This is a genomic window from Rhizomonospora bruguierae (genome assembly GCF_018397995.1).
GTDB lineage: Bacteria > Actinomycetota > Actinomycetes > Mycobacteriales > Micromonosporaceae > Rhizomonospora > Rhizomonospora bruguierae.
On the sequence record NZ_BBQH01000102.1, the window covers coordinates 1 to 14,642 of the forward strand.

Below are 14,642 nucleotides of genomic sequence, written 5' to 3' on the forward strand. Positions count from 1 at the left end.
ATACAGGAACATCAAGAGCGCCCGGCTACGCCGGACGCACGCGCACGCGCTACAGCCGTCCCGGCCCCGCGCGCACGCGCCGACGCACCGGCACCCAATCCGGGCCAGACGACAACCAACGCAGCTCGCGAGTATGCCTATCGAGGTCGTCAGGCCGTGACGATCGCTTCACACGGCAAGCACCGCGACACTTCGGGCGATCGACGCCGCGACGCTACGCGCCGCGCCACCGGAAAACCTCGCCACTGTCGTTCGCCCTTTCATATATTAATTTACATACGTACCGGGTGATTGACAGCAACCGTGACAGCAACCCAGGCGGACAACCACGCCCACCCACCCACAACACAGTGGCACCGATACGTCGGGTAGCGGCGCAGTCAGGCTGATCGAATCGATATCGTGGGCCCGTAATCCTCTGACGCATCGGCCACAGAGACAACGAATTCTCGCGCGGGGAATGCGGATTTGAGCGCTGCACACCACATCGCCGCAATGCGCGGGGCCAGCTCAGCCAACACGGTGTATTCAGCTTCTGACTTCGGTGGGAACACGTCCCACAAATGAACGTGGTTAACAACACCCTCAACTGCGCTCTTGTCTCCCTTTAGTTCATCGAACCAGACATCGACTCCATGCCGCTCGAAGAGAAAGCGCAAGAAGACGCCATTACGATACTCGGTGAACTCGGGCCAGAAGAGCGTCGACATGGCGGCAGCCTCGCCCACGGTCGCTGTGGACTGCAGAAAGGTTCTTGGATCGAACTCCTCGCCAGCCCTGATCCAGCCCTCTAGCTGGGGAAGCTTGCTAAGATCCACGGCTTACCTGCCTTTCTCTACTCTTCGGACCCCAGTATCGTCCCACTTGCGTCTATCAGCACCCGACGCGCGGAAGATCCCCCGGGCCAGCCGGTGTTGCAATCTTGCTTTGCTGCGGGAAGACCCGCCCGTCGGGAGTCACGTTCCGGCTGAACTCCTGAACGTGGGGTGTCGGCACCAGTCCGCCGCCCGCACCAGGATGTGCGGCACCTACCAAATCAACTCGCCGCAAGATGACTCCATCCGCATCGTATACGGCGTAGTTGCTAATGACCCCATTCTGAGTGCGGTAAAGAATTCCGTTCGCCGGTCCGCCGGCATCAATTGCGCCGCCCACCGGGAATCGACCCCCCTGCCAAGGCGTCGCCTTGCTGAGATCAATGCCGCCATTATCGTTATGCACGAGGACCGGAGTCGACCCAGCGATCACATAGTACGTGTGGGATTTTCAGCCCGTCACGCAGTGTGACTTACGTTTTCATGGCGTTTCACCTGGCCTTTCGTGCGTAGCGCCAACTCACCGCATCGAAGCTTATCGGTGTTGACGGCGACGGTGACGGCAACCTGGGGAGACGTCTGCGCTCTTCAGCGGTCAGGGCATCGATGGGTGGCGTTATCCGAGGTAGGGGGTGTCGCGCTGCTCGGCGTGGTGGTGCAGGCGGAGTCGGACGGTGTCGTGGATGGGGATGTGGTCGAAGTCGGTGGGGTGGATGAAGCTGACCTCGGTGGATTCGTCGCTGACGGTCAGCGTGCCGCCGGTGACTCGGGCGAGGTAGGTCACGGTGAACTCTTGCCGGACCTCACCGTCGGCGTACGCGATGACGTGTGCGGGGTCGGTGTAGATGCCGAGTAGGCCGGTGATCTCGATGTCGAGGCCGGTCTCTTCCTTGACCTCGCGGACGGCGCACTGTTGCAGAGTTTCGCCGATATCCATGGCACCACCGGGTAGTGCCCAGTTGCCGGAGTCGGTGCGTCGTTGCAGCAGCACGCGGCCGTGCTGGTCGGTGACGATGGCGGCGGCGCTGGGGACGAGGCTGTTCGCAGTGGGGGCGTTCGGGTCGTGGTAGTAGTCGCGCCGGCCGGTCACCGGGTCTCCTTGGCGTAGGCGGTGGTGGTTTGCCAGATCTGTTCGAACTGGTCGGCGTGGGCGGCGAAGATGCCGTGCGGCGAGAGTTCGCGCAGGTGCAGGGCGGGGTGTTGGTAGCCGCGGGCGCGGTACAAATGCGGGGTGACGATCATCTGATGGTCGAACCGGAACACCGAGTTGTACAGGTGCACGGTGTGCAGGCCGATCTCCACCTCAGGAACCCCGTGGAGGGGTTCGCAGAAGTTGAGGGCGTTGCGGATCCGACCAGGCAGAGTGCCGCCGATCTGTTCGAGGGCGTCGCGTTCGGCGACGTGCGGGCAGTCGGGGTCGGCGAACGCGAGCCGGACCCGGGCGCCGTTGGCGGCTTGTCGGTGATGATCTGCATGGTGTTGGGCAGCAGTTCCAGCAGGAACGGGTAGGCGTAGCCGAGCAAGTCGATCCGCGTGGTGGCGCCGGTGAGCAGGGCCGCCCAGACGTGGTGAGGGATGTCGGCGCGGTGGGCGTAGGCGGCGACGACCTCAGCGGTGGACTCCGCGCCCGGAGCCTGGTCGGGGCGGGTCTGGGGCCACAGGTCGGCTTCGGCCTCACCGAGGGCGTCGGCGACGGCGAGGCGGGTGCGTTGGTGGGGGACGCGACCGGCGAGCCACCGCGTGACGGTCTTGACGTCGACACCGACGGCTGCGGCGAGGGCGGCCGGGTCGAGGTGGGCGCGGAGCATGGCCGCGCGGAGGCGGTGACTCATACCGTCCACGGTAGTGGACACGGCGGGACGTACCAGGGCCGTGGAAGTGTCCAGGCTGGTGTCCGTCGGGACGTTGGGGTGCCCTGGGCTGGTTCGTAGGTTCAGCGGCAGGGCCTCGCCGGTTCGCTTGCGGAGATCGCCGGGCTGGCGGGTGCCAGGGGGAAGGGGCCGCCGGCCCTGGGAGTGGTCGGGTCGGATGTCGACGGTGGCCCCTTCCCCCTTCCAACGATCCGAAGGGGTGGTGGGGTGGGTGTCGGTACATCAGCCGGTACGGCCGCAGTGGATTTGCGCGGGGTGCGGGGCGGCGTGGCCGTGCCGGACCCGTAAGCGGCAGCTCGTCGCGGAGTTCACCGGCGCGCGGATATCGCTGATGCTGCACCTGTCGGCGTACCTGGTGCAGGCGTGTGAGGACCTGCCGCACACCCCGTCGGGGGTCCTGCACGCGCGGTTCCTCGCCTGGCCACGCTCGGCGGCACTGCGCAACGAGTAGCAAGCGCCCCGACTAGGATCATGGGTCTGGTCGGGGCGCCGCTGGTCGGGTATCAGTCGTCGGCGGGTGGGGTGTGGTCGCCAAGGTCGGTGTCGTCGGGTTGTAGGGCTCGGTTCATGGCTTCGATGGCGTTGCGGTGCAGGCGGGGTCGGACGTGGGCGTAGATGTCGGCGGTGACGTGGAGCCGGGCGTGCCCGAGGAGTTCCTTGATGGTGACGAGTTCGACGCCTTGTTCCAGCAGCAGCGTCGCGCACGTGTGTCGGAGATCGTGGAAGCGGATGTATCGGACCTCGGCGAGGTAGCAGATCGTTTCGTGCTGACGGTGCACGTTGGCGGGGTCGAGGGGTCCGCCGGTCGCGGTAGCGAACACCAGGTCGAGGTCGGTCCAGGTGTCGCCGGCTTCCCGCCGGTCGATGTCCTGCCGTTGGCGGTAGCGGGTCAGCGAGGCGATGCAGTCGCGGGGTAGCAGGATCCGCCGTTGTGAGGCTTCGGTCTTGGGTGGTTGGAAGGTCATGCCGCCTTTGGTGCGGGCGAGGGTGCGGCGTACGGACAGGTGCCCGGCGTCGAGGTCGATGTCGGACCATTGCAGGCCGAGGATTTCCCCGCGTCGCATGCCGGTGCGTAGCGCGAGTTCGAACAGCGGGCCGTGGCGGTGGAACGCGGCGGCGTACAGGTACTTGCGGGCCTCGCCGGCGGTGAACGGCTGGTATCGGCTACGGGCGGGGGTAGGAAGGCGGACCAGGGAGGCGACGTTGCGGTACAGCAGTTCCTCCCGTACGGCGTGGGCGAGGGCGGCGGACAGGACCGCGCGGATGTAGCGGACGGTCGCCGGCTTCACGTGGCGCTGGCAGCAGGCGCCGACGGCGCAGCAGCGGGGCCGCCGGTCCTTGCGCCGGTGGTGCGGGTCGCGGCGGGCATCCCAGCCACGGGCGCAGCACTGGCACACGGTCTGGATGGTGTCGAGGAAGGTGCGGACCTCGGTGACGGTGAGCGCGGCGAGCCGCCGGTGACCGAGTGCGGGGATGAGGAACTGGCGGATGTAGGTGACGTAGTTGGCGTAGGTGGTGGGCCGTACCTGGTGGACCGCCACGGTGGTGAGCCAGCGGGTGAGGTAGTCGGCGACGGTGAGCGTCGGGTCGGCGGTCGCGGGTAGGCCCCGGTGGGAGTCGGCGAGTTTGGCGGCCAGCTTGTCGGCGGCTTCCTTGCGGGTGGCGCCGTAGACGCGGACCCGTCGGCTGCTGCCGTCGGCGGCTTGGATGTAGCCGGCGCCTTCCCACCGGCCGTCGGCGCGCTGGTAGACGGTGCCTTCACCGTTGGCGCGTTTCCTACCGGCCATGTCCGGTCACCTCCCCGCTCAACTCGCGCAGGTAGGCGGCCAGCGCCGTGGCGGGGACGCGGCGGCACCGGCCGATGCGTACCGATCGGAGTCGTCGGGTGCGGATGAGGTGGTAGACGGTGTGCTTGGACACTTGGAGTCGGTCCATGACCTGGGCGACAGTCAGCAGATCAGCGGTCACGCCCCACCTCCGGGGCCGACGTAGCGCCAGTCACCGACGACGAGCACGCCCGCCGGATCGACGCCGGCCCGCTCGGCACGCCGGTCGGCCATCCAGCTACGCCGTTCGGCGCGTAGCGCGGTGAAGGTGGTGGAGTAGGTGCGGGATGTGGTGGCGAAGTGGCCCCGGAAGCCGAGGGTGTGCGCGTACCGGCGCAGCCGCAGTCGACCGAGGCCGGGTTGGCCGCCCAGCCACCAGCAGGTGTCGACCAGCCGACGGGCGTGCCCGCTCAGGTGCCGCAGGCTGACCCGGGGTCGCCGGCCGCTCCCCGCGCATCGGTGACACAGCACCGCCGTTGTGGGGTTGGTGCCGTGGCCGTCGCACGCGCGGCAGTAGATCGGGCCGAGGTCGATCCCCGCCGCTTCGGCGACCTTGGTGGCGTACTTCGCCACGTACCGGGCCACCACCGTCTCCGACAGGCCGTCAGCGCGGGCGATGGGGCGGACGTCGACCTGCCGGCCCCACCTCAACTGTCGGGCTGGCACCCGTCGGCAGGCTGGGGTGGTCACCTCGACTCGCCGGATCGCGGCGTGGATGGCGTGGTCGAGCAAGTCGGTGCTGGCCCAGCCGGCCGGGGCCGAGGACGGGCCGTCGGCGCCGTCGAGGCGGACGATCGCGTGTAGGTGCACCACGCCTCGGGCCTGGAACTCGGCGACCTTGGCGAACACCACCCGCACCTGCCGGGCCGCCACCGCGCGGGGCAGGCCGGCCGCAGCGGCCAGGCCACGACGCGTCTCGGTGGTGAACCGTGCCCACAGCAGTCCGACGTGCGCGTTGAACAGCACCTGACCGGGGTAGTCGTAGCCGGTTGGGTCCAGGGGCGTGCCGATCGTCGGATCGGCGGCGAGGTGCCACCGGCCACAGCTACGACGAGCCGCCGCACGCCGGGCGCGCGGATGGCAGGGGCGGGGCTGGCTGTGCCGGTCCGGGCCGAGGTGCACCGGCCCGAACGACGGGGCGGTCACCGTGACGAACAGCCGGGGTCGGTCGGCGACCTGCGCCGGGGTGTCCTTCCCGCCGTGCAGGCCGGCGGCGATGAGGTGGTAGGCGTCCAGCTTGTACAACGCCGAGCAAGCCGGACAGACCGACGCGCGGCGGCTGCGGCAGCGCAACCCGACCACCCGGCCCGGTGAGGCCGTTGGGTCCAGGCGGTCGACGAGCCGGCCGGTACTCCGCTCGACGAGCAGACTGCTACCGGCGATAGCGACTGGATGCCGGCACTGGCCGACCTGCTGGGCGAGGCCGGTGGAGGCCGCCACGCGGAGCAGGCCGCCCGGGTCGGCCGGTATGGGTTGGGGTGACATCATCGAGGGTGGTTCCTTCTCACTGCTGGGATAGGGGCTGGACCCGGGCAGCGCGGCGGAGTGTTCTTGGCGGAATGGGCCGCCGCTCTGCCCGGGGAGTTCGTCATCGGGGTGCGGCATCGACCACCGCCTCTCCCGTGGTCAACAGGTGCAGCGGGTCGCGGACCAGGTGAGCGGTCGCGGTGGCGATCGCATCGGCGGTCGCGTCCGGCACGTACGGCGTGCGGACCAGGGTGAACCCGGGCCGCCCCTGCGCCACCATCGAGGCGACACCGACATAGGCCGGGTCTTGCAGGCGACGCGGGTGCTCATCCGGCGCGGCCGTGATGTCCGAGCCGAGCGCGGCCGTGGCCGCCTCCGAGGTGCGCTGCGCGAAGCTGATCGCGACCTGGCAGTTATCGCGAATCTTCGTCGGGATCGCATCACCGGTCGCCTTCTGCGTCGCCAGAACGACCTGGATGCCGACGTTGCGGCCCTTACGAATCAACTCCTCCACCAGCCGGGCGGTCTCCCGGGCCAGGGCGTCGAGGCGCTTGGACTGCGCGTCGGTGCCCTTGGTCTCGTTCAGGAACGTGTGCGCCTCATCGATCACCACCACGACCAGGGGCCAGGAGGCGGACGGGCCGACGTGCCACACGTTTTTCACGCCGAGCACCAAGCGGATCGCGTGCTGACGGGCGACCATCAACTCCCGCACCCGAGCCAGATGGTCGCGGACCTGCTCCGGGTCGTCTTTCGCCGACAGCCACGCGCGGGTGAACAGGTCGTCGTAATCCGGGCCGCCCTTGCCGTCGATCAACACGAACTGCACCGCCGACGACGGGGCGAGCTGGCAGAACCGGGCGTTGAGGAACGACGTCTTGCCGTAACCCGCCAAACCCGCCACCACCACGCCGGAGACACCGGCCGAGCGGATCGTGACCGGCTGGCCGTCGGCGTCCGCGCCGGCGACCCACACCGCCGGGTCCGACTCGGCATCGGTCGGTTCGGTCCAGGTCGCGGGTTGGGTGAGGGGGTCGTGCAGCAGCGCCCGTATCCGGACCAGGCCGGGACGGACTTGCGCCACCCTGACGAGGGGCAACCGCCACACGTCGGCCAGATGCCCGGCCGTCTGGGTGAACTCCTCAACGCCGAGCCGGCCCACCGTGGAAGCGTCGACGCGCACGCCCCACCGCTCGGCCGCCACCGTGACCACCGGGATCAACTCCCGGGTCACGACCGTGCCCGGCGGCCTGCTCGACCACCATGGCGGGTGGACCCGCTCGGTCTGCATAAGGCCGACCCGGCGGGCGGTCCGCCGCCACGTGTACCTGATCCGCCAGGCGATTCGCAGCACCGGACGAACCTGCTTGTCCGCCGCCAGGTACCGCACGGCGTGCGCGCCGAGCCACACGAGTACGGCCAGGGCGGCGACCGCCAGCACGATGGCCGGCACCGCCACGACCAGGCGGGTATCAGGGGGATGGATCATCCGGGCTTCACCGCCGTCAACGCCGACGCCCGGAAGATCTGCCAGGCCCGGCCGTTCTTCTCCCCCGTCACGAACGTCAATCCGGACGCCCGCACCATCTGCCCCACGGCCAGGTCCTTCGGCACCGACGGCTGCGGCACCGACACCCGCAACACCTGCGGCTGCCCACCCTCGACCGTCAACGCCAGGGGCACCTCCATCAACGGCGCACCCGTGACCCTGTCAGTCGCGGCTACCCCGTTGGCTTTGTCCTTGAACTGCGGCGCCGGCACAGCCAGCACCAGCAGCATCTGGCTGCCATCAATCGGCAACACCAACATGTTGTGTTCTCCTCTACTCCGGCCCACGCCACTGCAGCGTGCGTCCCGTGCACATAAGTGTCACGTGACACCCGTGACGGTCAAGAGGTTTGGGCACATGAGTGTCATGTGACGCCTGTCTCGCCTGATCAGCTCGTGATGGCTTACGATCAGCGCATGGCCCACGACCCAGACGACAAGCGAGCCCTGTTCCAGCAGGTCGTCGACGACATCCTCGACCAAATCCGCGACGGACGCCTCAACCCCAACGACCCACTACCGTCCGCCCGCAAGATGGCCGACCTCTACGGCGTGGCCTCCATGACCGCCCAACGCGCACTACGCGAACTCCAACACCGGCGCATCACCTACAGCGTCGCCGGCAAAGGCACCTTCGTCCACCCCGACGCCTTCGACCTACTACGCGGCGGCGTCCTCCGCGAACCCATCGACGACCCCGACCTCCGAAGCCGAGTCGCCGCCTACCTCGCCGACCAACAAGCCATCACCATCCGCTACCACCACGCCCGCACCACCGACGACAAAAACACAGCCCTACACGAACTGCTGCGCCACGCCGACACCAACAACGACCTCATCGACGCAGTGATCAAATACCAGGCCGACCGAGGCAACCTCGCCCAGCAACCCGAACACCTCCGACGCCCCAGCAACGACGAGAAAGCCCCGCCACCCGCCAAGCGCCCCCGTAGCAGCCGCAACCGCACGCCGAAGCAGTAAGCCAGCCGGACCAAGGCCCTCGACCAAGATCCGACTGGCTCAAAACTGCTCTACAGGATCAAGAGCGCCCGGCTACGCCGGACGCACGCGCACGCGCTACGGCCTACGGCCCCGCGCGCACGCCCAACGACAGCGGCCACTCATCCTGTGCCCGGACGACTCACCGGCCGAGGCCGTGACGATCCCTTCACCGACCACCCTGAGCGAGCGGTTCCGGGGATCGACGCCGCACCGCTACGCGGCGCGCCACAGTGCACCGCCCAGCGTTCGGCTACATCGATCACCACCGACGACACTAATTGGCTGACGGCAACCGTGACGGCAAACCGGGCGGACCGGGGCAACCACCAACGCCCTCCCATCACGGAGTGTGACCGTCCCTGACGGCGCCCGAGGAGGCCAAGGAGCGGTGGCCAAATCATCGCTCAATCCTCCGCACACGGCTTCCGTTAGACCGGTCCATCGTCGAGGCGGGCAAAATGCGCAATGGGAAGCGTCTTGGAGAGCCCTCTACGACGAATTCCGTTCGCTCCACAGCGCAACCTCACCCCCAGGCATGCACGTCACTCGCCTTTCCTTCGGCCCCACAAGCCCCCAGGCCTCGTACTCGGCATGCGGAGCAACAGTCAGTTCCGCACCGCTCCCAAATGTTACTAGTAGATTCCCGACGCTTCCCACTTCAGCGGAAGTGACAATTTCACGCACTAGTTTCGTCAGGTAGATGACGGTATTCCCTGGAGACTCTGGGTCGAACTTCACCAAGTCGCCAGCAGGCGTTTTGATGATCGACTCGGTTTCGACGCGCAGTTCACAGTCCCCACTGGTAAGGATCGTGAAACTGGCATCGAAGCAGACCCGGGTTACCGACTGGCCTCCCAAGTTGAGATCCACTTCTACCATCCATTCGGCAGCGGATATGTTCCATCGGGGTTCATTGGAATGTGCGTTTCAGCCTTCGAGCCCGGCTTTCCATTGAGCCCGATCGGCTGACCATGCCTGTTATAAAAGCGTACATACCCATTCGGATACATGGTCGTCGGGTTCATGGTGCGAACCATGTCCGCGTTCCCCGTTGATCCAGGAGCCTGCCAAACACTACCCTTTCCATTATCAGCCGTTCTCGCTATCCAGTCATCGCCGACTCCAGAAGGACGATGAGGACCGAGCGGCTTGCCGGCCATCGAAGGTGCCGGAACCTCTCCGCCGCAGTTGTGGACCAACACCGGCGTGTTGCCGGCCATCACATAGTACGTGTGGAGGTTGGTGACGGTCAGGTTGTACATGGTCTGGATGCCGGTGAGGTTCGTGACCGCCAGCACCGTCGCCGTGGTGGCGCCGTCGCTGCTGTGTAGCTGGTGACCGGCGGGCAGTTGGTTGGCGTTCACCCATTGTTGTGCGGTCTCGTCCCAGAAGGGATGTTCTTGGGTGGTGTGTATGACCGTCTTGGCGCCGGTCGGCTCCTGGACGGTCAGGTCGGTCAGGTCGGTGTCTTGGTTGAGGTGCAGGTGGGTTACGCGTTCTGCCCGGGTTTCCCCGGTGGTGGGGTCCGTGGACAGGATGATGTCGCCGACCTCAACGTCTTTGATGGGGGTACGTGTTCCGTCGGCGAGGAGGACTTCCGTGCCGGCGGCGAAACTGTTGCAGGGTATGGGCTTCGTCCTGATACCGGGGAGTTTGGGCCGCTCGGGTATGCCCGTGGCTGCGCGTAGGGCGACGGTAACGGCTCGGATCGCGGTTATTCCCTCCGTGGCTGCGATGCCCGCGCCGGCGGTGACGATCGAGATGGCGATGCCGGGAAGCGCTCCCGCGAGCATGCCGCCAGCCTCTATACCGGCCCCGTAGTAGTCGCCGTCCTGCCACTTCTCGTAGGCGCTACATATCCCGCTGAAGACGCAACTCCAGCCGATTGCGGGGTTACCGGGGGCGTACTTTATTTGCCAGGCGACAGCTTCTGCCGACATCCCTTTCAGGGTGCCGATCGGGTCCTCGATGGCTACGGCGATCGCTGCGGCAGTATCGTGGGGGTAACGGTCGATGCCGGTCTTGGCGCCTGCGATGAACGCTTCCAACTTGTCCCACCGCGACTCTTGCTTGGCCGGGGCGGTTCCGCCGCCGCCACCTGCAGGTGGCGGTGGCGGGCATTTCCCGACGCAGCCACCTACCTTTCCCTCTGTGGCCATGAGGCCGCTCGGGTCGCTGCGGCTGATCGGGCTGCTGCTGGCGTAGGCGTAGCCGTTCCACTGTTCCGGTTGTTTCGGGTCTTGGAGTGGGTCGACCGAGACGAACCGGCCGAGGCTGGGGTCGTAGTGGCGTGCTCCGAGTTGCACCAGTCCGGTTGGGTCGTTGTCGCCGCCGACGAAGCCCTTTGTGTTGATCCAGGGCACTGGCGGGGTGTCGCGGGGACCGCCGTAGGGTGTTTGCCGTCGGATCGTGACTGCTTGGCTGTTGGCGTTGATGCTGAGGGTCTGTGTGCCTTGGTGGTCGGTGTAGAGCCAGGTCAGGCCGGTGCGGTTGCGTGAGGCGATCAGTTTGCCGGTGAAGTTGTAGTAGCGGGTGGCGGTGATGCTGGTCCCTTCGCGGCGGACCTCCTGGCCTGGAAGGTACAGGGTGGTGCCGGCCGCGTCGCGGCGAAGCCAGCGGGTTCCGTCCGCGTCGTAGATGTTGGTCTCGATGGGCTTTCCGGCGGCTGTGGCGGTGGCGAGTCGGCCTTCGGGGTTCCACTCGAGGACTTGTGAGTTTGCGTCGTGTTGGCAGGTGTTGGTGGTGTCGCCGGTGGGCCGGCAGGTGGTGTTGCCTGTCGTGTCGTAGTCGTAGCTGGTGACCACTGAGGTTTGGTCTGGCTTGGTGGTGGTCACCTTGGTGACAGCGTGTGGCCGAGCGACGCCGGCGCCGCTGGTGGGGTGGGTGTAGTCGCGTGTGGTGGTGCCGGCGGCGGTGCGGGACACTTCCTTGGTGTGGTTGCCGACGAGGTTGACGGTCCAGTCCAGCCAGTACGGGGCCGGCCCGCCCAGGTTCGCGACGCTTGGATCGGTGCCGCAGTTGAGGCCCGCTTTGGGTGTCCAAGCGGAGGTCAGGCGCCCTAGAGTGTCCTGCCGGAAGCACTGGGTGTCGGCGCTGCCGACCTGTGGTACGTCGCTGATCGAGCGGATCGGGCCGGCGTCGAGGTAGCTGTATTGGCGGTCGGAGACGGTGCCGGTGGCGGTTTCGGGTTGGACCAGGGTGCGACTGATGCGGCGGGTGGTCAGGTCGTACTCGGTCGAGTCCTCGACATAAGTGCTTCCGCTGGTTTGGCGGGTGGTGATGCTCGGTTCGCCGAACGCGGTGTATGTCTGGCCGCTGACGTAGGTGCCCAGCCCGATGAGGTTGGTTTCCAGCGATGTCGGCAGGCCGGTGACCTTGTCGTACTTGGCGGTCACGGTCTCCGCGGTGAGTCCGCCCGCTGCCGGGTAGCCGATGGCCGTTGGTGTGCCGTCGAAGGTGGAGTAGGAGTAGGCGTAGGTCCACGTCCCGGCCGGGCCGGTGCCTTCAATGGTGGGAATGACGTAGGAGACGCCGGTTGGCTGGTAGCGGGTGTTGAATCCGGCGACGCGCTGCCTGTAGGCGTTCGCCGAACCGGCTGGTTCGTACCGGATGGTTTCCGTGAGCTTCCCGCGGAAGGTCTGCCCGGTGAACAGCTTGTCGTACTTCCATTCGGCCCGCTTGGTCGCGCTGGAGATGCTGGTGTCGTATACGCCGATCTTGCGGCCGAGCTTGTCGTATTGGAAGGCGAGCGTCGCGTTGTTGGCGTCGGTGGTTTTGGTCAGCTCGTCGAAGTCGTTGTACTCGCTGGTGGTGCGGCCTGTGTCGGGGTCGTTCTGTTCGATCTGGCGGCCCTTGACGTCGAACGTGGACGTCCACTCGTTACCGCCCGCGTCGGTGAGCCGCCACAACTGGCCCTTGCGGTTGTAGCTGTACCGGGTGGCCCGGTAGGGGCCGGTCACGCCCTGGTCGCTGGTGAACTCGCGCAGCTCGACCATGCGGTCTTGGGCGTCGGTGACGGTGGTGGTCGGGGTGCCGCCTTCGGGCGGAGTAACGGTCGTGGTGTCGCCAGTGTAGGAGGTGGTGGTTCGCCACTTGACGATCAGGTTGCTGACCCCATCGGTGCCGTAGAAGGTTTCACTGACGGGCCGGGAGGCGTTGTCGAAGATGGTTTTGGTCAGGGCGGGAACGGACCATTCCGGCTCCCACCACAGCTCCCCCACCGGATCGCCCGGCTCGACGTGCGCGGCGTACTGGGCCGCTGCCCGGCCCACGTTGTCGTAGATGGTGTCCGTGACGACGCGCCCCCCGCCGACCGCGGAACCTTGTGTCTGACGGGGCCGGAGGAAGCCGTCGAAGATCTGGTAACTGGTCAGGTAGCCGCCGGCGGCGTTGAGCTGCCTGGTCCGGATGTAGGGGTAGCCGGAGCCGGCGGGGTAGACGTAGCTGTACTCAACGGATGGGCTGTTGGGGTTGGACGCCTTGTCCCAGCCGACCTTCCAGACGCGGGCGAGACGCCCTAGCGGGTCGTACTCCGCGTCGGTGACGCGGTTGTTCGGGTCCGTGGCCCGTACCGGCAGGTCCCAGTAGGGTGCGACGTCGAGGGTGCTGCTCCACGCGATGCCGCCGTTCGGGTCCGGCGTACTCCCGGTGACCTTGGTCGCTACTCCGGAGGCGGGTGTGTAGGTCGTCGTGGTGGTGTTGCCTCGCACGTCGGTGACTGTCAGCGGCCGGCCGAAGGTGTCGTAGGTGGTCTGGCTGGTGGTTTGCCACGACGTACCGCCGGCCGGAGTCCAGTCTTTCAGGTGCTCGACGCTGGTGACGGCACCGACGGAGGGAACGGTATCGGGGCTGTCCGCCCCGTCGTAGTAGTTACGCTCGTCGGAGATCACATCGTCCGTGCTGGCCGGGGACTTGTTGCAAGTCAGCGCGGTCGTGCTCGTCCGCTTGACCGTCGCGACGATGTTCTTGTCGGTGTTCCGGTTGTAGGTGTACGTGACGCACTGCTCGTCGCCGGTCTTGGCGATATCACCGTCGTCCTGCACCCAGTCCGGCGTGCCATAGGTGTCGTTAAATTTCGTCTCCGTGCGGGTGGTCCGCCACCCTCCTTGCCCGTTGAGGCCGAGCGCGGTCGCCTGGTATGTGACCTTTATGTCGGTGAACCGGGCAGTGACAGTGTCGTCGTTGATCGTTCGCGAGGCGGTGGGGGGTGACAGCCAAGGCACGTTGACCACCTTGGACACGGGTTTACTCGTCACGCCGTCATAGGTCACCTGCTCGCGGATCATGCCGGCGAACTGGTCCTCGTCGTTCACGCTCTCGCCGATGGAGGCTGCGACGGGGACCTGGCGGGTTCCACCCGATGGCGCGGCACGATCGCCGTGCATGCCGCGCAGGAAGGTGGTCACGGTCAGGGTCTGGTTCGGGGCGTCGCCGGCGCGGGTCTCGACTGTTGCGTAGCCGCGGAACTGGTTCCACGTCTTGCGCTTAGGTTTGATCAGGCCGTCGTCGTCCGCGTAGTGCCACGCCGGGTCACCAACGTACTTGTAGGACGTGTTCTTCGTCGGGGCACCGTGGTCCGAGCCATCGACCATGACGCGTAGATCTGACTCCGACACCTGAGTCACCACGTACTTGTGCCACCACTCGGTGATCTCCGCCCCGTCCGGATCATATGGGTCGGGGCCGATCACGGGATAGCACAGCATGGTGTTGGTGTGCGCCGCTGTCGGCAGGTTCGACGCGGTACATTCGGGCAGGCTGTAGGTGACCTGGATCTTTGCGCCGGTCTCGGTGACGATGTTCCCGATCCGCTGCCAGTTGTTGCTGGTGTTGGTCTTGGTGAGCACCCGGTTCGGCATCGACACGGGCGTGAACGACACCGGCGGCATGGTGACCGTCCCGCCGACATGCCCGGCGTGAGTGATGGAGTTCAGCCACAGCCCGGGATGGTCGCTGCCGTCACCGGTCGGCGGGAAGCCATGGTCGAGAGTCCACGACTTCACGTCCTGCCACGCGGCTGGACTGCGCGTGGTGTCCCACACCTTGGTGGTAATCTTCGCCAGCCGTTTCGTGGACCAGAACGTGGGTGAGTAGTCGTCGCACGAGGTGTGAGG

Annotated in this window: 12 protein-coding genes and 1 pseudogene; 2 read left to right on the top strand and 11 right to left on the bottom strand. The window is 66.9% G+C overall.

Features of this window, described 5'->3' with window-relative positions; all coding sequences use genetic code 11:
• Positions 1 to 380 precede the first annotated feature (380 nt).
• From KJS59_RS29630 to KJS59_RS29645, 4 genes and pseudogenes are all read right to left on the bottom strand, one after another.
• Positions 381 to 818 carry a hypothetical protein gene (locus KJS59_RS29630; RefSeq protein WP_213457138.1) on the bottom strand — a complete coding sequence of 146 codons (438 nt, stop codon included), beginning with the start codon at positions 816 to 818 and terminating at the stop codon, positions 381 to 383.
• 55 nt (positions 819 to 873) lie between these two features.
• Positions 874 to 1,248 (bottom strand): polymorphic toxin type 24 domain-containing protein, encoded by a 375-nt coding sequence (locus KJS59_RS29635; RefSeq protein WP_306345209.1) that lies wholly within the window; start codon positions 1,246 to 1,248, stop codon positions 874 to 876.
• A gap of 183 nt (positions 1,249 to 1,431) precedes the next feature.
• Positions 1,432 to 1,905, bottom strand: a complete 474-nt coding sequence (locus tag KJS59_RS29640) for an NUDIX domain-containing protein (RefSeq protein ID WP_213457140.1) — start codon at positions 1,903 to 1,905, stop codon at positions 1,432 to 1,434.
• Positions 1,902 to 2,647: pseudogene (locus KJS59_RS29645) on the bottom strand (XRE family transcriptional regulator). The gene KJS59_RS29640 and the pseudogene KJS59_RS29645 overlap by 4 nt, the downstream one beginning before the upstream one ends.
• 196 nt (positions 2,648 to 2,843) lie before the next feature.
• On the opposite strand from KJS59_RS29645, the gene KJS59_RS29650 reads away from it, so the two are divergent.
• Positions 2,844 to 3,137, top strand: a complete 294-nt coding sequence (locus KJS59_RS29650; protein WP_213457142.1) for a flavin reductase — start codon at positions 2,844 to 2,846, stop codon at positions 3,135 to 3,137.
• Positions 3,138 to 3,189: 52 nt separating this feature from the next.
• On the opposite strand, the gene KJS59_RS29655 is transcribed toward KJS59_RS29650, so the two are convergent.
• From KJS59_RS29655 to KJS59_RS29675, 5 genes are all read right to left on the bottom strand, one after another.
• Positions 3,190 to 4,473: a tyrosine-type recombinase/integrase gene (locus KJS59_RS29655; protein WP_213457143.1), complete on the bottom strand. Its 1,284-nt coding sequence runs from the start codon at positions 4,471 to 4,473 to the stop codon at positions 3,190 to 3,192.
• A complete protein-coding gene (locus KJS59_RS29660; protein ID WP_213457145.1) occupies positions 4,463 to 4,654 on the bottom strand; it encodes a helix-turn-helix domain-containing protein in 192 nt (63 codons plus the stop codon). Before KJS59_RS29660 ends, KJS59_RS29655 begins: the two co-directional genes overlap by 11 nt.
• Positions 4,651 to 6,000, bottom strand: a complete 1,350-nt coding sequence (locus KJS59_RS29665) for a replication initiator (RefSeq protein WP_249715128.1) — start codon at positions 5,998 to 6,000, stop codon at positions 4,651 to 4,653. Before KJS59_RS29665 ends, KJS59_RS29660 begins: the two co-directional genes overlap by 4 nt.
• Before the next feature lie 100 nt (positions 6,001 to 6,100).
• Positions 6,101 to 7,438, bottom strand: coding sequence for an FtsK/SpoIIIE domain-containing protein (locus KJS59_RS29670; protein ID WP_213457157.1), 1,338 nt, complete (start codon positions 7,436 to 7,438; stop codon positions 6,101 to 6,103).
• Between the two features lie 26 nt (positions 7,439 to 7,464).
• Positions 7,465 to 7,788 carry a hypothetical protein gene (locus tag KJS59_RS29675; protein ID WP_213457149.1) on the bottom strand — a complete coding sequence of 108 codons (324 nt, stop codon included), beginning with the start codon at positions 7,786 to 7,788 and terminating at the stop codon, positions 7,465 to 7,467.
• Between the two features lie 156 nt (positions 7,789 to 7,944).
• On the opposite strand from KJS59_RS29675, the gene KJS59_RS29680 reads away from it, so the two are divergent.
• Positions 7,945 to 8,508: a GntR family transcriptional regulator gene (locus KJS59_RS29680; RefSeq protein WP_213457151.1), complete on the top strand. Its 564-nt coding sequence runs from the start codon at positions 7,945 to 7,947 to the stop codon at positions 8,506 to 8,508.
• 510 nt (positions 8,509 to 9,018) lie between these two features.
• Here the strand turns inward: KJS59_RS29680 and KJS59_RS29685 are convergent.
• Positions 9,019 to 9,399, bottom strand: coding sequence for a DUF6188 family protein (locus tag KJS59_RS29685; protein ID WP_213457153.1), 381 nt, complete (start codon positions 9,397 to 9,399; stop codon positions 9,019 to 9,021).
• 2 nt (positions 9,400 to 9,401) lie between these two features.
• Positions 9,402 to 14,570 (bottom strand): polymorphic toxin-type HINT domain-containing protein, encoded by a 5,169-nt coding sequence (locus KJS59_RS29690; RefSeq protein WP_213457155.1) that lies wholly within the window; start codon positions 14,568 to 14,570, stop codon positions 9,402 to 9,404.
• Positions 14,571 to 14,642: the final 72 nt, after the last annotated feature.

Bases quoted from the DNA above. Each gene is read 5' to 3' on its own strand.
- KJS59_RS29650 (WP_213457142.1), top strand. From the start codon at position 2,844: ATGTCGACGGTGGCCCCTTCCCCCTTCCAACGATCCGAAGGGGTGGTG.
- KJS59_RS29655 (WP_213457143.1), bottom strand. From the start codon at position 4,473: ATGGCCGGTAGGAAACGCGCCAACGGTGAAGGCACCGTCTACCAGCGC.
- KJS59_RS29665 (WP_249715128.1), bottom strand. From the start codon at position 6,000: ATGATGTCACCCCAACCCATACCGGCCGACCCGGGCGGCCTGCTCCGC.
- KJS59_RS29675 (WP_213457149.1), bottom strand. From the start codon at position 7,788: ATGTTGGTGTTGCCGATTGATGGCAGCCAGATGCTGCTGGTGCTGGCT.
- KJS59_RS29680 (WP_213457151.1), top strand. From the start codon at position 7,945: ATGGCCCACGACCCAGACGACAAGCGAGCCCTGTTCCAGCAGGTCGTC.